This window comes from Bacillus sp. FJAT-42376 (assembly GCF_003816055.1).
GTDB lineage: Bacteria > Bacillota > Bacilli > Bacillales > Bacillaceae > Metabacillus_B.
In genome coordinates, this window is the sequence record NZ_CP033906.1 from 1,071,571 (window position 1) to 1,092,173 (window position 20,603).

At 45.6% G+C, this 20,603-nt stretch carries 18 protein-coding genes; 10 read left to right on the forward strand and 8 right to left on the reverse strand.

Annotated features, from left to right (window positions below; genetic code table 11):
- Positions 1–37: 37 nt before the first annotated feature.
- From CEF21_RS05355 to CEF21_RS05365, 3 genes are all read right to left on the reverse strand, one after another.
- Complete coding sequence (locus tag CEF21_RS05355; RefSeq protein ID WP_123913940.1) at positions 38–1,075, reverse strand: DUF4179 domain-containing protein; 1,038 nt, start codon at positions 1,073–1,075, stop codon at positions 38–40.
- A complete protein-coding gene (locus CEF21_RS05360) occupies positions 1,065–1,595 on the reverse strand; it encodes an RNA polymerase sigma factor (RefSeq protein WP_123913942.1) in 531 nt (176 codons plus the stop codon). The genes CEF21_RS05355 and CEF21_RS05360 overlap by 11 nt, the downstream gene beginning before the upstream one ends.
- Before the next feature lie 108 nt (positions 1,596–1,703).
- On the reverse strand, positions 1,704–2,216 hold the full coding sequence (locus tag CEF21_RS05365; RefSeq protein WP_206427798.1) for a hypothetical protein: 513 nt from the start codon (positions 2,214–2,216) through the stop codon (positions 1,704–1,706).
- A gap of 73 nt (positions 2,217–2,289) precedes the next feature.
- On the opposite strand from CEF21_RS05365, the gene CEF21_RS05370 reads away from it, so the two are divergent.
- Positions 2,290–3,267 carry a ring-cleaving dioxygenase gene (locus CEF21_RS05370; RefSeq protein WP_123913946.1) on the forward strand — a complete coding sequence of 326 codons (978 nt, stop codon included), beginning with the start codon at positions 2,290–2,292 and terminating at the stop codon, positions 3,265–3,267.
- Positions 3,268–3,325: 58 nt separating this feature from the next.
- Here CEF21_RS05370 and CEF21_RS05375 read toward each other — a convergent pair whose 3' ends face one another.
- A complete protein-coding gene (locus tag CEF21_RS05375; protein ID WP_123913948.1) occupies positions 3,326–3,955 on the reverse strand; it encodes a response regulator in 630 nt (209 codons plus the stop codon).
- 230 nt (positions 3,956–4,185) lie between these two features.
- Between CEF21_RS05375 and CEF21_RS05380 the strand changes: the two genes are divergently transcribed.
- On the forward strand, positions 4,186–5,613 hold the full coding sequence (locus CEF21_RS05380; RefSeq protein WP_123913950.1) for a DNA/RNA non-specific endonuclease: 1,428 nt from the start codon (positions 4,186–4,188) through the stop codon (positions 5,611–5,613).
- Between the two features lie 180 nt (positions 5,614–5,793).
- A complete protein-coding gene (locus tag CEF21_RS05385) occupies positions 5,794–6,777 on the forward strand; it encodes a DUF3231 family protein (protein WP_123913952.1) in 984 nt (327 codons plus the stop codon).
- Between the two features lie 94 nt (positions 6,778–6,871).
- On the opposite strand, the gene map is transcribed toward CEF21_RS05385, so the two are convergent.
- A complete protein-coding gene (gene map, locus CEF21_RS05390) occupies positions 6,872–7,612 on the reverse strand; it encodes a type I methionyl aminopeptidase (RefSeq protein WP_123913954.1) in 741 nt (246 codons plus the stop codon).
- A gap of 374 nt (positions 7,613–7,986) precedes the next feature.
- Positions 7,987–8,937, reverse strand: coding sequence for an MBL fold metallo-hydrolase (locus CEF21_RS05395; RefSeq protein ID WP_123913956.1), 951 nt, complete (start codon positions 8,935–8,937; stop codon positions 7,987–7,989).
- 212 nt (positions 8,938–9,149) lie between these two features.
- On the opposite strand from CEF21_RS05395, the gene CEF21_RS05400 reads away from it, so the two are divergent.
- Both CEF21_RS05400 and CEF21_RS05405 read left to right on the forward strand, forming a co-directional pair.
- Complete coding sequence (locus CEF21_RS05400) at positions 9,150–9,995, forward strand: AraC family transcriptional regulator (protein WP_123913958.1); 846 nt, start codon at positions 9,150–9,152, stop codon at positions 9,993–9,995.
- Positions 9,996–10,057: 62 nt separating this feature from the next.
- Entirely contained in the window at positions 10,058–11,719 is a 1,662-nt protein-coding gene (locus CEF21_RS05405) for an SWIM zinc finger family protein (protein WP_123913960.1), read from the forward strand.
- Between the two features lie 79 nt (positions 11,720–11,798).
- On the opposite strand, the gene CEF21_RS05410 is transcribed toward CEF21_RS05405, so the two are convergent.
- Positions 11,799–12,389 (reverse strand): hypothetical protein, encoded by a 591-nt coding sequence (locus CEF21_RS05410; protein ID WP_123913962.1) that lies wholly within the window; start codon positions 12,387–12,389, stop codon positions 11,799–11,801.
- Between the two features lie 193 nt (positions 12,390–12,582).
- On the opposite strand from CEF21_RS05410, the gene CEF21_RS05415 reads away from it, so the two are divergent.
- Positions 12,583–13,512, forward strand: a complete 930-nt coding sequence (locus CEF21_RS05415; RefSeq protein ID WP_241156769.1) for a transglycosylase SLT domain-containing protein — start codon at positions 12,583–12,585, stop codon at positions 13,510–13,512.
- Between the two features lie 323 nt (positions 13,513–13,835).
- Here CEF21_RS05415 and CEF21_RS05420 read toward each other — a convergent pair whose 3' ends face one another.
- Complete coding sequence (locus CEF21_RS05420; protein WP_123913964.1) at positions 13,836–14,936, reverse strand: AI-2E family transporter; 1,101 nt, start codon at positions 14,934–14,936, stop codon at positions 13,836–13,838.
- A 536-nt stretch (positions 14,937–15,472) separates the two neighbouring features.
- Between CEF21_RS05420 and CEF21_RS05425 the strand changes: the two genes are divergently transcribed.
- The 4 genes from CEF21_RS05425 to CEF21_RS05440 all read left to right on the forward strand — a co-directional run bounded on the left by CEF21_RS05425 (position 15,473) and on the right by CEF21_RS05440 (position 20,598).
- Entirely contained in the window at positions 15,473–16,813 is a 1,341-nt protein-coding gene (locus tag CEF21_RS05425; protein ID WP_123913966.1) for an ABC transporter substrate-binding protein, read from the forward strand.
- Positions 16,814–16,891: 78 nt separating this feature from the next.
- On the forward strand, positions 16,892–17,782 hold the full coding sequence (locus CEF21_RS05430; RefSeq protein ID WP_241156770.1) for a carbohydrate ABC transporter permease: 891 nt from the start codon (positions 16,892–16,894) through the stop codon (positions 17,780–17,782).
- A 22-nt stretch (positions 17,783–17,804) separates the two neighbouring features.
- Positions 17,805–18,695, forward strand: coding sequence for a carbohydrate ABC transporter permease (locus tag CEF21_RS05435; RefSeq protein WP_123913968.1), 891 nt, complete (start codon positions 17,805–17,807; stop codon positions 18,693–18,695).
- A gap of 148 nt (positions 18,696–18,843) precedes the next feature.
- A complete protein-coding gene (locus CEF21_RS05440; RefSeq protein ID WP_164462090.1) occupies positions 18,844–20,598 on the forward strand; it encodes a sensor histidine kinase in 1,755 nt (584 codons plus the stop codon).
- Positions 20,599–20,603 lie beyond the last annotated feature (5 nt).

A 20,603-nucleotide genomic window follows, 5' to 3' on the forward strand; every position in this document is an offset into this window, starting at 1 on the left:
CCCCGAACCAGTAATAGGATTCGGGATTTGTATGTGTTTACTTTTTTAGCAGTTCGACTTCGCCAATTCCTTCAATAACCAGTGTTAGCTTGCTGGAATCGTTGTAAGAAGTGAATGGGAGGTTTGCGTAAATAATGGTTTTGTTTTTCTTTCTATCCATACTAAAGCTTCCGTCCGAAGCAAATTCATCCCCATCTGTATCAATGACTTTCATATGATCTGCAATAACGTTCTCGTCTTCATAGACCTTGTTCAATGAAAATATGAGATTTAAGGAGGTTGGGTTTGCTTCAGCTTTGGAAACGAGAATGTTTGACACAGCATCTTTCATAACATATTGAACCGTTTTACCTGTTGTTTCCTTATTTTTTTCGGTTACTTGAAGGTCCCAGCTGCCATTAATCTTCTTGAGTTTTTCTTTATCGTAGAAAACATTGACACTTTCCACCTCTACTACAGCCCCTTTTAAATCAGGCAGCATTCCGTCATTAGAAGTAGCCAGTACCTCATACTGAATGTTCCCTGATTTTACATCTTGTAGTGAATTCTGATGCTCAGAGCTGGATAGATATTGATTGTTCCCCTTTAATGGCTTTGTATCTGGAATATTTTCATCAATGTATTCGCCATCTCCGTTTCTCAATCGATAATCCATGCTTACTGCTTTTACATTCTTTAGGATGGAAGCATCTTCAAAGGATAGCTTGAAATACAACCCTATTTTGTTGTGATCCGAAAAATGCCTGTCCAGTGTGATGGTAATATTCTGATCGGCTGCCGTGCTATGATCTTCTTGTGTAAAACCGTTATTCACCGCTTGTTCAATCCCTTTATCTCCAAAGTGCAGGAATCCGTTTATCCCGGCCATTACATGCTCATTCGACAGGACCATGCCTGTAGCAATCAGCGCACAAGCAGCGGCCGCGGCCCTTTTCCAGATGAACTGGACTTTTTTCTTTTTGGACCTCGCACGGATCCGTTCATAAGATTGATCGAATGCCTGCCTTACTGGAACTGGAATTTCTTTTTCTTTATTCATGATTTGGCTAAGCTCTTTTTCGAAATCATTTTTCACAAGCCATCACTCCCTCGCTCTTATAATAGGTCGTTCTCAAAATCGTTTTCGCCCGGGAGAGTCTGGACTTAATCGTTCCCTCAGGCTCCTTCAGAAATTCACTGATTTCCTTCACGTTTAATCCCACGATATAGTACAAAATAAGAGCCAGCCGATAGACTTCATTCAAACTATTCAGCGCATCCTCTAATTCCAATTTGTGATATTCATCGTTTCTTTTCTCGGGAAGCAAGTGTTCATGGATAACCGATAAGTTTTTATTTTTGCTGAGCATACTGTTGCACTTATTAATGAGGATTTTACAAATCCATGTATTGAAGTACTCATCCTTTTTTAACGTATGTAAGTTTTCATAAGCCGAAATAATCGCATCCTGCACCGCGTCCGCTACATCCTCATCATTGCGCAGCAATCGGCTCGCTGTCCGGTACAGCACATCTTCGTACTGCTTCACCAGTGAAACAAACGCTTCTCCGTCTCCCTTTTTTGCCTTTTTAACCAAGGCTTTCAGTGATCCCATACAGGCACCCCCTTACTCATGTTTTGTTTTTCAATAGATTAGATAGGGAAGTGGATTGATTGGTTGCATGGCGGGTCTTTTTATTTTTAATTATAGCGGTTTTCTGGGCTATGCCGGACAAATGCCGGGTTCAGTGGTGATATCTGACATTAATCCCGGACATCGCAGCATGGAGTAGCTGATGCTGGACATGGATCCCGGACATTGTAGGATGGAGTGCTGATGCCGGACATTAATCCCGGACATCGCAGGATGGAGAACTGATGCCGGACATGGATCCCTGACATTGCAGGATGGAGTGCTGATGCCGGACATTAATCCCGGACATGGATCCCGGACATGGCAGGATGGAGTGCTGATGCCGGACATTATTCTCAGACATGGCAGGTTGGAGAACTGATGCCGGACAAGGATCCCGGACATGGCAGGATGGAGTGCTGATGCCGGACAAGGATCCCGGACATGGCAGGATGGAATGCTGATGCCGGACAAGGATCCCGGACATCGCAGGATGGAGTGCTGATGCCGGACATGAATCCCGGACATCGCAGGATGGAGAACTGATGCCGGACATGAATCCCGGACATCACAGAACAGGTGTACAAACCGCACGATGCGCATTCTTGACTTATCGGGCTCCCCATGTTAAATTTATCTTGAAATCGAGATAATTATTCAAAAGGAGCTGTGGACCATGAACCACTTGAAAGGCATCCACCATGTAACCGCAATTACGAGCAGTGCTGAAAAGAACTATGAGTTTTTCACATATGTATTGGGAATGAGACTAGTTAAGAAGACTGTGAACCAGGATGATATCCAGACGTACCATCTGTTTTTCGCAGATGATAAAGGAAGTGCTGGAACGGATATGACGTTCTTTGACTTCCCGGGGATCCAGAAAGGTGTGCACGGAACGAATGAAATCTCCAAAACGTCGTTCCGTGTTCCGACTGATGCAGCGCTTGATTATTGGGTGAAGCGGTTTGACCGTTTAGATGTAAAGCATGAGGGCATTACCGAGCAGTTCGGGAAAAAGACACTGTCGTTTGCTGATTTTGATGATCAAAAGTATCAGCTCATTTCCGATGAGCACAACGAAGGAATCGAATCCGGCACACCATGGCAAAAAGGGCCGGTTCCACTGGAATATGCGATCACCGGACTCGGACCGATCTTTGTCCGGATTGCAAATTTTGATTTCTTCAAGCAGATGCTGGAGAAGGTTCTCCTGTTTAAAGAAACGGCGCAGGAAGGTGCGTTCCACTTGTTTGAAGTCGGCAGAGGCGGGAACGGGGCTCAGGTCATTGTCGAGGATAACCCGGATCTTCCGGAAGCAGTTCAAGGCTTTGGAACGGTTCATCATGCAGCGTTCCGCGTGGAAGACCGGACTGTCCTGGATGAATGGACGGACAGGCTTTCAAGCTTCCGCCTGCCTAACTCCGGATATGTGAACCGCCACTTCTTCGAATCCCTATATGCAAGAGTCGCTCCGCAAGTGCTGTTCGAATTTGCGACAGACGGACCTGGCTTTATGGGGGACGAACCGTATGAAACACTGGGTGAGAAACTGTCTCTTCCTCCATTCTTGGAGCCGAAGCGCGAGCAGATTGAGGGATTGGTGCGGCCGATTGATACGGTGAGGAGCACGAAGGAGTTTGTGAAAGAATAAAGGAAGGCTGGAGATGATCTCTGTGTGGTACAGGGATCATCATTTTTTATGGGGAAAATTAAATATACCGCTTCTTAATCGCATACACCGCAAGCTGGGTCCGATGCTGCAAAGCGCTTTTTTTCAGGATTCCGGTGACGATATTTTTGACACGGCCTTCGCTTAAAAAGAGGAGCTTGGCGATTTCTTTATTGCTTTTGCCTTGTGCTATGTATTTGATCAGCTCCATTTCTCTTATTGTCAGGTTATCGGGCGGGTGTGATTCAGAAGTGTTCATCCATTCGTCTTCCATAACTTTGAATACCATCGGATGGAAAATCTTCATATGATTCGCTGCGCATTTGATGGCGAGTATAAGTTCGGATCCTGTTATGTTCTTTAATAGATAGCCGTCAGCCCCGGATTTAAGGGCAAAGAAACCGCTCTTTTTGTCTGCCTGACTGGCTAAAAAGATTACCTTTACTGCAGAGTGAAGGTGTTTAATCTGTTTTGCAGTCTCAAATACATCGCATCCAGGCATTTCTATATCGATCAGGATGACATCTGGAGCGAGGGTACTGCACAAGGCAAGCGTTTGCTCCTGGTTTTCCGCGCATCCGGTGACATGCAGTTCGCTGTCTTTTTCTATGAGGTACACTAAGCTTTCCCTTAGCAACCCTGACCCATTAACAACTACTATGTTGATCATTTGCCCACGCACTTTCCTTTCAAAATTACCTCTATCATAGCAATCCCGTTTTATGGTTTGACATGAAGTTTGTTAATTTTCAGTTAAAAAAATTAGGAATTTCGGGTCATGAAGCGTGCCGGAATCACAAACTGTCAAAAAAAGTCATGACTTCAGCGTGACGATTGCTGTCTTTCAACGTGATAGGCAGGACCCTATACTATTCTTAGATTGAATAGGAGGTTGTCCATATGAATCACAAAAAGCTCTCATTATTATTTTTAAGTGTCGTTCTGCTGTTTACTTCCGGAAGCTTTTTCAGCACACCCGTCCAAGCGGCTGGGGCTTCCCATGTTGTGATCAGTGAGGTGTATGGTGGAGGCGGTAACAGCGGTGCTTCCTACAAAAATGATTATATTGAACTTTACAATCCGACGGACTCTGCGGTTAATTTATCAGGATGGTCTGTTCAATATGCTTCAGCCAGCGGTTCGTTCTCAAACATAACGAATTTAACCGGAAGCATTGGTGCTCATGAGTATTATCTGGTTAAACAAGCGGGGGGAACCGGCGGAACAACGGATCTGCCGACTGCGAATGCAGCTGGTACCATCAATCTAAGTGCAAGCAGCGGAAAAGTGGCCCTTGCGAAGGTGACCACTTCTGTCACAGGTTCCAAGGATTTAAATGTGGTCGATTTTATTGGCTATGGTTCTGCCAATGATTTTGAAACAGCAAAAGCAGGGACCATTTCAGCCACTTCAAGCGCGGAGCGCAAAAATGATAATGGCGGAACAGCGAATGGACAGGGCAATGGCTGGGATACGAACAACAACTCTGCCGATATCGTTGTAACGGCCAGTCTGGATCCTCAGAACTCATCTTCCTCAGGAACTGGAACAGGCTCTGAGCCGTCAGTGACGGAGGATGACCATTTGGCGCTTGGGAATCCAAGCGGTGCAACAACCAATACAGCGAATTCCACGAATTATTTAATGACAAAGCCTCAATACGATCTTTCTTACAATGATTCAAAACGTACGCCAAACTGGGTGAGCTGGCATTTGGATGCGGATGACAGCGGAAGCACTCCGCGTCAGGATGACTTCCGCGCGGATACGTCCCTTCCTGCAGGGTGGTATGAAGTAACAGCAAGTGAATTCTCGGGATCAGGATTCGATAGAGGCCATATGTGTCCTTCAGCTGACCGTACCTCTTCTGTTGCTGATAATTCGGCTACATTCTTCATGACAAATATGATTCCGCAAGCACCGAACAACAATCAGGTGACTTGGGCGGATTTAGAGTCATACAGCCGCGAACTTGCTGCTGCCGGCAACGAATTGTATATCATCTCCGGTGGCTATGGAGTGGGAGGTACTGGTTCAAACGGATACAAAACGACCGTCGGAAATGGAGTTGTCGTCCCTGCAAAAACATGGAAGGTCATTGTCGTCCTGCCTAAAGGGGATAATGATGCCAGCCGTGTCTCAGCTTCAACGAGAGTCATCGCGGTTGTGGTACCAAACGACCAGACTGCTTCAAGCAAACCGTGGTCTTCCTACCGGGTAAGTGTCGACAGCATTGAATCGATGACTGGCTTCAATTTTATGTCATCTGTGCCTGCAAGCGTTCAGGATGCGATTGAAGGAACTGTGGATATCGGACCTGCAAACTAATTCGATAGAAAAAAGAGCATGCGAGAAGATGATTTCTGTAAAAACAGGAATCATCTTTTTTAGTTTCCCTTCTCACCCCTTCAGATTGATCGTCAGCCACTTTCCTCATTTAAGGATAGAAAGAGGGGATACACCGCATACTAAAAGAAAAAGTTTCAAATACGAAGGGATTGCTTCACCATGTCAAAGACCAGGAAAATGAGTGCGGCCGAGTTTGGTGCACTATGGACAACGTATCATAAAAAGACGATGATTCTTCGGATACTGGAGGGGCTAATCGGAAGTGCGGACGATGAGGAAGCGAAGAGTTTGATGTCTGATCTCCACCAGAAACTTGATAAGAAGGTTCTTGAAATGGAAACGCTGATCGCAAACGAAGGGGCAGCCGTTCCGGCAGGATTTACGAGTCAGGATGTTCATCCTGATGCACCCAAACTATTTGATAATGAATTGGATATTATGTTTTGCCGTGTGCTGAAGGAAATCAGCATGGGGATGTACGTCCTTCACATGACGATCTCTTACCGGGAAGACATTATAGAATACTACACGCAGCTGACGGAATTAACGCAGGCGTATTATTTAAAGTTCACTCAATATTTAACTAAAAAAAATCTGCTGCCGATTCCGAATTATAGCGCTATGCCCAAGTCAGGCGGATACATAACAGATCCAACGTACACAAAAGGCCTGCAGTTGTTCGGAGAAAAAAGACCTCTCAATACGATTGAATACGGCATTCTGTATCATTCGATCGAGACGAATATTTTCGGAATGGAACTGATGAAGGCTTTTGCCCAATGCAGCAAGGATGAAGAAGTAAAGAAATATTTCATCAAAGGGCATGAGCTGGCGAAGGAAATCTTACAAGAAACGAATAAGGTCCTGCTGAAAAATGATATTCAGCCGCCAGCTTCATCCGGCGGGACGTTGACAAGCTCCACAACGGCGCCTTTTTCCGAATATCTTATGCTCTATTGCACCTATCTGCTTGGCGGATTCGGGCTTGGAAGCCAGGGGTTTACCTCTGCTTTTGCTTTGCGGAGCGATTTGAGTGCGAAATCGGCCGTTTTTGCCAAAGACACATTTGAATATACGACCGAAGGGGCTAAATTAATGATGGAAAAAGGATGGCTGGAAGAGCCTCCTGGAATGCATGGCTGATTAGGAAGAAATGGATCATACCGGCGTGAGTGCTGCGGAAGAGTCTATAGCAATAAACACCCAGCTGCTTTAGCTGGGTGTTTATTGTTATGAATTAGAGAGTAACGATAACCGGACCGTTTTTCGTAAGGATGATGGTATGTTCGATTTGAGCTACATAGCTTTTTTCAGTTGCATAGGTCCAGCCATCTTCCTTTTGGAAAACTTCTTCTTCAAAGGTTGAGATGAATGGTTCAAACGCGATGACCATCCCTTCCTTTAACAGCTCCTGATCCCAAGGGTCATCATAATTTAGAATATGATCCGGTGCTTCATGTATTTTGCGTCCAACCCCATGTCCTGTAAGGTTTTTAATGACCGTGAATCCATGCTGTCTCGCTGTTTCGAAAACAGCCTTTCCGATTCTGCTTTTCTTTGAACCGGGTTTCGCTTTCTTCAGACCTGCTTCAAATGCCAATTTAGCCACTTCGCAAATCTTGGATAATACCTCTTCTCCATTTCCCACTACAAATGAGATTCCTGTATCGGCAAAATATCCGTTCTTTGATGCCGACACATCAATATTGACTAAATCGCCTTCACGGATCACCCGCTGGCCTGGAATCCCATGTGCCACTTCATCATTCACACTAATACATGTGTACCCGGGAAAGTCATATTCACCCTTTGGAGCCGATACGGCCCCGGCTTCTTCCAACCGTTCGCCCGCTAGATCATCAAGCTCTTTAGTCGTGATCCCTGGAACGGTTCTTTCTGCTAATTCATCTCTGATCGAGGCAATGATTCTGCCGATTTCCTTCAACCCATTAAAATCTTCTTCTGTTTTTGCAATCAATTTTTCCTACCTCACAATTCTTTTATCAACTTTTATTAAAAGACTGAACTGCTCATACAACGTACCAGCTAGGCTGGAAAGCAGTCAGGGCGCTATAGTGCGTATGAAGTAAGTATAAAGCAGTTAAAGCATAACGCACAAATCCATCTATTCCCTGCATCTCTTTAAAAATTAAGCTCAGTTAAAGCCTGATGTTGATTTTTAACACCAGTTGATTGAAGTGGAAGGCGCTAGACTCCTGCGGGAGCTGCGGGACAGGTGAGACCCCGCAGGCGCAAAGCGAGCGCCTGTAACGGAAATCAACAGCCAAGTTAAACAGAGCTGAAAATTAAAAAAGGGGTTCTCCGTTTCGCCACGGGATTCCCCTTTTTGATTTAAGCCTGGCTGATTAAGCCCTGCTCCACATAGTCATATAAGAACCGCACATTCCGTTCATACATGTGGGCGCTGTTCAAATGAGCATGCTTTAATGGAATCGGTCTGCAAAGTATTTCGTCTGCGGTCAGTCCTTTCCGCTTATTGTCTGAGACAACGCTCATCATGTCATTCAGGTAGGTTTTCATTTTATCGATCTGTTCACGCTTTCCGGCAGGGCCGTGACCCGGAATCACCGTATCGATTTCAAACGGTGCGAGGCGGTCGAGGATGGTGAGCCATTCTTCCGGGCGTCCATGTCCCATCCAGGCATGGTGATCGGCGAGCACCAGGTCTCCAGCGAACAGGATCTTTTCCTCCGGTACATACATCAGGAGATCGCTGCACGTGTGGCCGCAGCCGAAATGATGCAGCTCCACTCTCCGCCTGCTGCACTCCAGGACGAGTTTATCCTCTATCAGCAAGGTAGGGAGCGTCTGCTCGAGCAGGTCGATGGCTTCCCAAAGTCTCCGCTGGTCGGATCGTTGAATCTCGAGGGAGCGCCGCAGCTGATCGCTTTCGGTTTTCGCAAGCTGTTCCTCGGTTTTTTGAAGGGAAAGGATCAAAGCTGATTTCCGCTCGGCCCGACTCATTTCAGCAAAAGTCTCCGCCATCTTTTCCCTCGTTTTCGGGGTTGAAATAATCACACTGTCCCTGAAAAGCTGGTTTCCGTTCGTGTGGTCGCCGTGAAAATGGCTGTTGACCGCGTACTTCACAGGATTTCCCGTGAGGCTTTCAGCAGTAGCCCGAAGCTCGGCGGCTGCCTGGGGAAGGGCAAATGTATCAAACACAAGCGTAGCCTCTCCTAAATTGACGAATCCGGCATTGCCAAGCGCACCCATTCCTTCCTTCACAATGGCCGCATACACTCCCGGCCTCACTTCTTCGCACGTAAAGTAATGGTTCTCCATTAGGACCTCCTGGCTTTTTGGCGTTGCCTAACCAGTTCGGGATGAGATGGCTCAATCCCTTTTTCTAGAAAAAAATGAGAGATTTGGAGGAGGGAGGGAGGCATTTTGTCATAAAATGCTGAATACTAAGGATAACCGGCTTTTTTGTGCAAGAAAGATCGGACAGGCATTCGTGTCCTTAAATAGAATAGGAGAAGAAGGGAGGCTGGCGGATGGACTGGCTGGACCGGATGAACCGGGCACTGGATTACATAGAGCACCATTTAGAGGAAGAGATCGATTATAAGGAACTGGCAAAGGCCGCCTGCTCCTCGGAGTTCCATTTTTCGAGAATGTTTTCTGCCGTCGCTGGCATTTCCCTCTCTGAATACATTCGGAGGAGGCGCTTAACGATGGCCGCATTTGAGCTGCAAAAAAGCGACCGGCGGATTCTGGAGATTGCCAACCAATACGGGTATGAATCAGCGGATTCATTTTCACGCGCGTTTCATAAAACTCATGGAATCAAGCCGTCGGAAGCACGCCGTCAGGGAACTCAGCTGAAAGCCTTCCCGAAGCTGTCTTTTCAATTAACGATTAAAGGGGATACGGAGATGGAATATCGAATTGAGAATCTGGACTTTGAACTGATTTTGACAGGGAAAAGGGAGCCGGTGAAAACAAGCCGTGCCTTTAAAATCATCCCGAAGCTGTGGAGCCAGGCAAAAAAAGATGGATTTATGCAGCAATTAATCGATCTGTCATGGGAAGATCCTAAATGTAAAATAGAAGGCATATTAGGCGTCTGCGGCAAAGAAGCCGCGATCACGGATGAGGAATTCGACTACTTCATGGGCGTACGCTATGAAACCGGAGCTCCGGAAGGCCATGAAGTCCTGACCATCCCTCCCGCAACATGGGCGGTGTTCCCAAATATCCCGGACGCCTGGAAACGCCTCTATTCCGAATGGGTCCCCACCTCCGGCTATGAACTGGCCAACCTGCCATGCATCGAATGCTACTACGGCCCGGGCCGCAAGCCAAAGCATGAATTGTGGGTGCCGGTGATCCCGAAGTAATTTGGACGGACTGGGACTGACCTGTTACATTAATAGAAAGACAAAGCAACGGGGTGCTGATTATGTATTTAGCTAATTTCGAGGATTTTATCAATGAAACGATCCTGAAGCGCGGAAAAGATTATTATCATAAAGGCCAGGTTTTGAAAATTCGGGAAGCGGATGGTATTCATAAGGCTGTTGTAGAGGGCAGCAGCTATCCTTATCATGTTTCTATTAAGACGGCCGGCGGAATGGTTCTTGAAACGTATTGCGACTGTCCGTTCGACGGTCTGTACTGCAAGCATGAAGCGGCCGTGCTGTTTGCTCTTAGGGACGGCATGGCGGAAATGGATTCCAATGAACATCCGAAGAGGAATCCGAAGAAAAAAGAGCCAGCAATTGAAGACTTGCTTCCTCAAATGAAAAAAGAGGACCTCATACGTGTATTGATTGACCTTTCTGACACCTATCCGGAAATTGAGAAAAAGCTGCTGTTTGAATTTGCGCCTGTTGAAGACGAGGTGGCAGCGAGCAAAAAAATGATTCGCGAATACATCCGCAAGGCCAAGAAGCAAGGATTCATTTCATATGGCCGAGTGGATCAGGCACTCTATGGAGCGTTGCTGACCATTGAAAAAGCCCGGGCAAAAATGGATGCCGGCCAGCCTGAGAGTACGGTGCTCCTGAGTCTTGCCGTCATGTCGATCGTTATTGAGATGCTGCAGTATACAGATGACTCGAGCGGATCGATCGGCGATGTTTTGTTTACAGCCGTTAATCTCATCGATGAAGCCGTTGAAGAGGGTTTGGAGCAGTGGCCGGAAACGAAGCAGAAAGAATTGATGAAAGCCATTTTAAAAGAAGCCATGCATGCCAGATACGATGATTGGAGCGATCAGCGGGTTGATCTGCTTGGCGCATGTGTCCAGTTCGCTGATGATCCGGAACTCCGAAAAGAACTGGAAAAGCCGCTTTTGAAACGCCTGAAAGAACTGGATGGCGAAGATTATGGGGTTCGCTATGAGGAAGAAAGCATCATGGGCTTTTTGCTGGAACTATACGAAACGGCTGACCCGGAAGAGGCGGAAAAGTTTTTAAAAGAGAATCTAAGCTACCCGTCATTCAGGGAGATAGCGGTTCATCGCTGTTTGGAAAGCGGGGACTATCAGCAGGCAATTTCCCTCTGTGAAGAAGGGATCAATAAAGAACGGCATGGAAATACAGGCACCTGGAGAAAGCTTGAATATAAGGCCTATGAGCTCCTTGGCAACGGTGAAAAACAAAAAGAACTGGCAAGGAAGCTGATCAGCGGCAATGAAGGAATTCAGTACTACATCAAGCTGAAAGAACTCTATGATGCGGAAGAGTGGGCAGTTGTTCTGGAAGAGCTTATAATGGAACTTCACTCATCAAGTCCATATTCCCCTTACCTGGAAATCATTAAAATCGAGAACCGGAAAGATAAGATCCTGGAGTACTGCCATGCCTCCCCAAGTCAAATAGTGAGATTGCATCCATATATTCAGGAGGAATACCCGGAACAGGTCAATGAGATTTTTTCCAGGCACATTCGAAAGGAATCATCCCATGCCTCCAACCGCTCCCAGTATAAACAAGTAACCAAGATTTTTGAACCTTACAAAAAGGCATGCGGGGAAGCAAAGGCTAATGAGCTGGCGGAAGAACTGAAGAAGGAATACCACTACAGGCCGGCAATGGTGGACGAGCTGGAGAAGGTATAGGCAGGAGAAGCAGATCATGTGTGGTCTGCTTTTATAAGTCTTGAGTTTGTCTTACTCATAAACAAAAAGGACTATCTGTTTATTTTAAATTTGTATTAATAAAATCCACTAATTTTTCTGTGAAAATTACTGCTATTGGTTCATCATTTGTTTTATCGTTTAAATTAAGAACTGTAATTTTAAAAATGATATTCTTGTAAACTAACATTGATTCATCAAAACTGGATAAAACCTCTTTATTTTTTAAACCATAAGGTACAGATTGATTCCAATATAGCATATCATTATCCATTGGTTTTTCTAGATAAATTAAGTCAAGGGAAGTAACAACGTTAGTATTATTGTTTTCAAAAAATACTCTTTCATTAGTTTCCTTGCCGTCCATTTTGCCTCCAATGGTAAGAAATTCCCTTTTTCCAAAAGATTGTTTTTTTCCAACAATGGTTACTTGAGTATCTGTAGATGCCCCTTTAAATTGAAAACCTTCTACCTTAATTGACTTACCTAAATCATTTAATAAGGATTGATATCGATCATATGATATAAGTTCAGGTTTCTTTTTTTCGGCATGTATCTTTGTTGTTGTTTTAACACCCTGATGTTCATTAGAATTGCAGCCTGATAATATAATTAATGCTGAACAAATTAAAATCTTAATAAAATTCCCCATCGCCTCACCGATCCTATCGTTACTTATTACTTATAAATATAATACGCTTTTAAATGCAATTGTATATTTAAGTTAAAAAATGTTATTTTTGGATAAATTAAAAATCTTTTATATGTTTTATTTTTCCAAATCCGCTATTTCGCATGGTAATATTTACATAGACTCATAACGATGGAGATTGGAGAAAAATGATATGAAATTAATGGGGAAAATAAGCTTGGCTGCTGTTTTGGCTTTTGGGCTGTTTCAGCCAGCTATATCTGCAGACGCCGCGGTGACAGAATTTTCATCTAAGTGTACAAAGTATGGTGTATTAAAACCGAATGTAAATCCGTCTTTTCAGCATATGAATTGCTTATTAACGAATGCTGCATTAGCGGCTAATATCCCGCCAGAAGTAGTGAAGGCTGTTGCTACGCAGGAAAATGGCAAGTGGCAGCAATTCGGAATTAAACCAGTTGATAGCGGTCTCGGACTAATGCAAGTTACTAACTACCCTGGTTATTCCAAAGATAAATTGAAAAATGATGTAATCTATAACATTAACGCTGGTGTTAGCATTCTTTCAAAAAAATATGATGACAATGTTCCCAAGATAAAGGGGGCGGGCCGGAATATGATTGAAAACTGGTATTTCCCTGTTATGGCTTATAACGGGATCAAGCCTGTGAACAGTCCGCTTATACAAGCAACCGGCAAGAAAAATACAAAGGCGTATCAGGAAGAAGTGTTTAGCAAAATAGTGAAAAATAGCTGGATGGAGTCTGAAAATCTAACGCCATTTTCTTTCACTACGCAAGATTTTATATATGATCCAAAAAGCTCTCAGAATATCGTTTTTCGGAAGATGGAATATGCTATAAAAGATGCACTACATCCTACGGCTTATCATTTTAAAGCAGGAGATAAAGTGACAGTAACAGTGAAAAGCGGCAATGTAAGGGTTCATCCTGATACTAAAAATTCGAAGAAAAACGCGGGGAGAAACACCGTTTTATTCATTCGGGGAGATTTCGTTTATGACAAAAGTATGGCTAATCAATTTGTCTGGTACCCGGTAAGAACGGCTGATCAAAAGATTAAGGGATATATTTCATCCGCTTATATTAAAAAACTTAAATAGGTTATAAGAAAAAAAGAAGCGACCTAAAGGCCATCATAAACTTTATAAATGGTATAGGGCTTTTTTTTTGAGCAGGAATGTTTTGACCATATGTATTGAACAATAAACAGTTGGGCTGATTGGAGAGGAAGGTGCGAGACTCCTGCGGGAGCAGCGGGACAGGTGAGACCCCGCAGGCGTTTACGCCGAGGAGGCTCACCGCCCGCCCCGCGGAAAGCGAGCAGCCTGTAACGGAAATCAGCCATCCCCAATACTCATTCAAGAAACAGATTTCGAAAACTTCTAAAGAAAAGAGGCACTCTCTCAGCAGAGTGCCTCTTCCATTAGTCTTCCTTCAATTGCTTTTTCTCGATCTTATGCAGCTGGTACAGCCTGTAAATATGACTGACGACGACTTTCAGCACCGCGTATACCGGTACGGCGAGGATCATGAAAAGCAAGCCTCCCATGCTTCCTGCGACGAGCAAGAGCAGGATGATGGTCAGTGGGTGGATATCGAGTTTCCTTCCCATGATGAGCGGGGAGCTTACATTCCCGTCGATTTGCTGGACGATGATCGCGACAATGAGGACTTTGACGGCCATGAAAGGAGAGTCAATGAACCCGATAATTAACGCAGGAACAATCGCTAAGAACGGTCCAATAAACGGAATCACATTTGTAAACATGGCGACAATCGCAAGGATCAGCGAGTACTTGATCCCGATAATCAGGTAGCCTATGTACATCATCACGCCAACGATAAAGCAGATAATCGCCTGCCCCTGAATGTAGGAGCTGAGTGCAGAATCCATATCCTTCAGAATTTTTTTCGATTCATTTGCTTTTAGCGGGAAGAAGCGGGCAATTTTCCCTGACAGCCCTTCGCTGTCTTTCAGCAGGTAGAACAGGATAAACGGAACCGTCACAATAATGGTGGCAAGGCTTGAAATGATGCCGATGACCCCGGTTATGCCATTTCCGATATTGCTAACATTGCTTTTAAGATAATCAGAGACTTTGGTGGTCGCCTGTTCGACCGTCATGTTGCTGTTTTCCTCAAAACGGGACATCCATGAGCTTTGTCTGATTTCATTCGTTTTTGCCTGCAGTGTTTCAATGATGCCGGGTGCATTGTTAATCAGCGTCTTGAACTGCTTCTGAATTTCCGGCCCGATCAGGAAAAACAGCAGCGTGCCGATCCCGATAAACAAAACGTACAGAACAATAATCGACAGTGTCTTCGGAATGCGCTTTTTGTTCAGAAAAAGCACAATCGGCCGAAATAAATAAAAGATGACGCCGGCAATCAAAAATGGAAAGAACAGCGTCTGAAAAATGATGACAAGCGGTGTGAAGATAAACTGGACTTTCACAGAAAGCATGATAATGACCAAAATGATGATGATGGCATAACCAATTCTGAAAAATTTAGAGTTCGGCATATTTGAACACTCCCTTTAATGGAACGGCTGTGATACGTTCAGATTTAAAAAATGCAGACACCCTATTATATAAAAAAACGGACGGAAACGCATTTTTTTCCAAAAAAAGACGGACGGGCGGCCCGAATCGAATATCATGGAACCATTCATTATGCTGAAATGGTCCGATATCCATCACCGTGTCCCTTATGATGAAAGAGGTTTTACCTCGTCAAAAACATTCTAAATATCCCTGCCCATTTCAAAAGATAATGGAATGTTAAAACGGGTCTCCTCCCACTACAATAAAAGTATGGAACGTGAAAGAGATGGAGAGGGGGCTTTGTTTTTTGCTTTAAATGTAAACGCTATCATATTGTTTTTTTGAATGTGAAATAAGAGGGAGTCAGATGAAGTGCGGCAGACGAATAGTCTGCTTGGAGATTTTCTCCGGAATCGCGCATGCGACGTGCAAGCAAAATGTGCCGCTCCCGCTCAGCCTAATAATGGGGGCTGGAGCATGCAGCTAGTCAAAAAAGAAAAGGGGGCTTTAACGGATGGCGAAAAGAAAAGGGTTTGTCTGGTTTGTATCCATCCTAATGGTGCTTGTGCTGGGGTTAAGCGGCTGTTCAGGAGCGAAAACTGAAACCGCGCAATCCGCTGATGGCGGAAGCAAATCGATTACGGTTCTTGTTGAAGGGGGAAGCCCTGCTTTTAAGGTGGCGAAGGAAACGGCCGCTGAGTTTAAAGATAAGACTGGTTATGAAGTGAAAATCGAGTCCGTTCCCTATACAGGAGTGTACGACAAGCTGAAGGCGGAGGTCGCCTCCAGAGCGGGAGCATTTGATGTGGCAACGATTGATATTCTCTGGTTTCCGGCCCTTGCAGGCGGTCTGCTTCCGCTCGACGGCCTGATCACGGATGAAGTGAAAAACGACCTTTTCCCGGGTCTTGTCTCAGGAGGAAGCTTCCAGGGCAAGGAGTATGGGATGCCGGTTTGGACCAATGCGAAAAACCTGATTTACCGCAAGGATCTGTTTGAAGATCCGAAAAATAAAGAAGCGTTCAAGGCAAAATACGGCTATGACTTAAAGCCGCCGACAACTTGGCAGGAGTACCGGGATACCGCTGCTTTCTTTACGAAGGATACGGATAATGACGGGAAAGCGGATATGTATGGAACAACCGTTTTCGGTGCGAACAATGGGGATGCCGTGGCAAGCTGGCTCGATCATGCGACCCAGGCCGGAGCGGGACCGCTTGTGATCGGCGAGGATGGCAAGGTGAACGTGAATACGAAGCCTTATGTGGAATCCCTGCAGTTCCTTTCGGATTTGCTTTTAAAGGATAAGTCCGTTCCTCCTGGTGCACTGGAGATGGCATCGGCTGAGACGTCAGAGCTGTTCTGGAATGGCAAAGCCGCGATGATGCTTGCCTGGGGACATTTTTATGTACCTTCCAATGATGCAAGCCAGTCGAAAGTTGCCGGCAAAGTCGGCAGTGCACCGATGATTGGCGGAAGCTCCGGAATCGGTGCGGTACCGGGTCCATGGTATCAGGTTATCCCGAGTTCCTCCAAAAAACAGGACATCGCAAAAGAATACTTGGAATTCATTTACGGGAAAAATGAATCATTCATGAAAACCCTTGGTGTCGCTGCAAGAAAATCCGTTTTTGAAAAATACAGCAAGGAAAAAGGCTATGAGCATCTTGAGCCGCTGATGGCCACGTTGAGCGGACCGCAGACCCAAAACCGCCCGGCCATTAAAGAGTGGCAGCAAATCGAAAGCGAAGCCCTGATACCGGCTGTCCAGTATGTGCTTTCCGGAGAAAAAACGCCTCAGGAAGCGCTGGACTGGGCGAAGGAAATCATTGAGGGCATCGTTCCTCCTCAATAATGATGCGACTGGGATCTCCTATGAGGAATCTTCTGTTCCTTATAGGGGATTTTCTTGAAACGAAAAGGAGGTTAGGATGTGAAAATCAATAACGGACGGCTTTCCACCCTGTTTTTTTTGCCAGCCGGCCTGTTCATGCTTGTGTTCCTTGTTTACCCGATTGCCATGCTCGTGAAGGATAGCTTTTACCGGATTGATTTGCTGAATCCGGCGGCGGCTCAATTTGTGGGGCTTGCAAATTATACCGAAACCATTGTTTCCCCGAGGTTTTTGAAAGCGTTGTGGAATACGGTCATTTATATCGTCTGTGCGGTCGGAGCGGAGTTTTTGCTCGGTCTCGTCCTTGCCCTGCTTTTAAGCCATGCGTTTAAAGGCAGCCAGGTCATCCGGACCGTTTTGCTCAGTCCGCTTATGATTGCCCCGCTTGTCTCAGGGCTGATCTGGAAGTTCATGCTGAATGATCAATTTGGCATCATCAACTCGGTTCTTTATAAAATCGGCATTCTGTCAGACCCTCATCAAATCATGTGGCTGTCTGATCAGCGCTTTGCCCTTTATTCGACGATTATCGCGGATGTATGGCTGACGACCCCGTTTATGATGCTCGTTCTTCTTGCCGGGATCCAGGGGATTTCGAAAAGCCTGTATGAAGCGGCAGATATCGATGGGGCCAATCATTGGACAAAATTCCGCTATATTACGCTTCCATCTCTCGTGCCGGTTGCGGCCGTCGCTTTGCTGATCCGGACGATTGATGCAGCGAGGACGTTCGACATTGTCTGGGTCCTTACCCAGGGAGGCCCGGGTTTTTCTTCAGAAGTACTGAGCACGTATATGTACAAAACACTCACACGCTATGGACAAGTCGGGCAGTCGAGTGCGATGGCGGTCATTTTCATAGTCCTGCTGATGATCATCAGCTCGTTCTTTATTTCAAAAATCTGGTCTTCTAGAAAGAGCCATGCATAATGACCTGTGGAGGTGGCTGCAAATGTCTGATCTGCCAATAAACCGAACCTATCAGGAAAAACGGACAGTGATTCCCGTCTATCCCCGCCTTAAAAAGAGAGGGTGGACGCTATTCATTGTCACGCTTACCTGTTTTCTTGCCCTGCTCTTTATTTTGCCTTATGTGTATCTCCTTCTGACGTCATTGAAACCGTCGGCTGAAGCTGTCAGCTCTCCGCCGTCGTTTTGGCCATCAGAATTTTCAATTGAAAACTATAAAAATATGTTCGACTATTTGCCGATGGGCACTTACTTTTTCAACAGTCTCCTGACAGCGGGAGCGAGCACACTGATCAGTGTATTCTTAGGAGCGCTTGCCGCCTACGGGCTTTCCCGCTTTTCATCGGTCACCGGCCGTCTGTTCCTGCTGTTCACACTTGTGATCAGGATGGTCCCGATGATCAGCATTGCGATTCCGATGTACATGATTGTAAAAAATATCGGACTCATTGATACACAATTGGCGCTTATCCTTGTTTATACAGCCATCAATGTTCCGTTTGCCATCTGGCTGATGATCGGGTTTTTTGATTCGATTCCAAAAGAATACGATGAGGCTGCCAGAGTTGATGGCTGCGGCTGGTTCGGAAGCTTTATGCGCGTCATCCTGCCGGTATCGCTCCCGGGTCTTGCGACGACTGCCATCTTTACGTTCATGCTTGCCTGGAATGACTTTTTGATTTCCTTGCTTATGACAAGCACAAATGCAAAAACGGCCACAGTCGGCATTTCAGAATTTTTGACGGCCTACAATCTGGACCTTGGACCGATGACAGCCGCTGCCGTCTCCTTCAGTCTTCCGGTCATGATCTTCTCCTTCTTTGTACAGCGGTATATTGTCAGCGGCATGACTCTCGGGGCCGTAAAGGAATAGAGGACTCCGGCTTAGTTCCGTTCCTCTCTTCCTGATTCAGGCTGAGCGCGGACAGTTGTGAAAAAATTAAACAAAAACGGTGATTCTCCCTTACATGAAATCCCTTTACTGCCCGTCTTGTAGGAATTCAGGTAAGGGATGGAGAATTATGAAGGAGATGAGTGAAGGGGGAAGCGGGATGTTCCGAAGGCTGAAGCACTATTCCATTAAAAAGAAGATTATGCTGCTTGCCCTCTTTTCCGCTCTTCTTCCGCTTATTATCATCGGTCCCTTCACGTTTCTTTACTTTAGCAAAATCGTGGAGAACAAAGCATCCTCCGCTGCTGAAAGCATGCTCAATACAGCGGACGGAAACATCAATACATTTGCCGGGGACATAGAAGATATTTCGAATGTGATTTTCCTGTCAAATGATATTGAAGGATATCTGACCTACCGGAAGCGGGATGCCCGGCTTTACCAGCTGGAAACCGCCTCGAGGAATACACTGAACAGCATCACCGTCGTCAATAAGCCTTACATCAATTCGATTTTTATTGGAAATGGAACGCACAGCTTCGTCAAAATTAACCGCGGCGACAGTGCTTTTTCGAAAAATGCCTACGACGTCATCCGGCGTTCCTCCCTCTATCCGCGTTTATTAAACAGCAGGTGGGAAGGGGATTGGTTCTACGGAGATGACACGAGCCTTACCGCAGGGTCTCCGCATCCCCTCCTTTACGGCAGGATGATTCGCAATCTTGGAACGAACGATCCCCTCGGCATGCTTTTGATCAGCATCGATGATTCGATTTTTAAGACGATGTTTTCAGCGATGCCGGGAAGTATCATGATCATAGACAGCCGCACAAAAACCCCTGTTTATGCCCAGGGGGAGAAAGCTCTCTTAACGGACGGAAGTCTCTTTGATGCCATTCGGAATTCCGGGAGCAGCGGGAATGAAATCAGGGTCATCAATGGAGTTAAGTACATTATCAACGACCATTTTAATGAAAAAACAGGCTGGAAAGTGGTCAGCATTCTCCCTTACAGCAATCTCGTCAAAGAGGTGAATCAAGTCAGGCTGGTGACTATTTCCCTGCTCGCCGTCTCCCTTCTCCTATCCGTCATCATCGCTATGCTGATTACGAAAAAAATTATGGGGCAGCTCGAAATGCTCCGCCTCGTGACCGAGAAAATGGAGAAAAGGGAAGAGGTGCGGGATATTGAGTTTGACCAGCAGGATGAGATTGGGACGATTGGCCATCGTTTTGTGGAGCTTTACAGCCGGAATCAAGAGCTGACCGCCAAGCTTTATCAATCGGAGGTTAAGGAAAAGGAGGCTGAACTCAGGGCGCTTCAAAGCCATATCAATCCGCATTTCCTTTATAACACCTTGAACTCGATTTACTGGATGGCGGAAAAGTCGAATGCCAAGACGATTGCTAAAATGGCGATCAGTCTTTCGAAAATTTTTAAGCTGACCTTGAACAACGGCGATCCCATTACAACGGTAAAAAAGGAAATCGAGCAGGTTGAAAGCTACCTTCTTATACAGAATATCCGTTTTGATAACAAAATCCGCTATACCATCGAAATGGAGGAAGCCATTCTCGATAAAAAAATGATCAAGCTTGTCCTGCAGCCCCTCGTTGAAAATGCGGTATACCATGCCTTCGAGCCTGAAACCGAGCAAGGGCACATTGAAATAAAGGGATGGATCGAGGAGGGAAGCATGGTATTTACGATAAGGGACGATGGCAAAGGCTTTGACCCTCTCGAAAGCACAGAGGGGTATGCGCTGAAAAACATCAATGACCGCCTGAAGCTTCATTACGGGGAGGGATACGGTCTGCGGATTGAAAGTGAACCGGGCAGCGGGACGAAGGTTTTGGTTAGGGCCGGGCTGCATTCGAACAGATAAGAAGG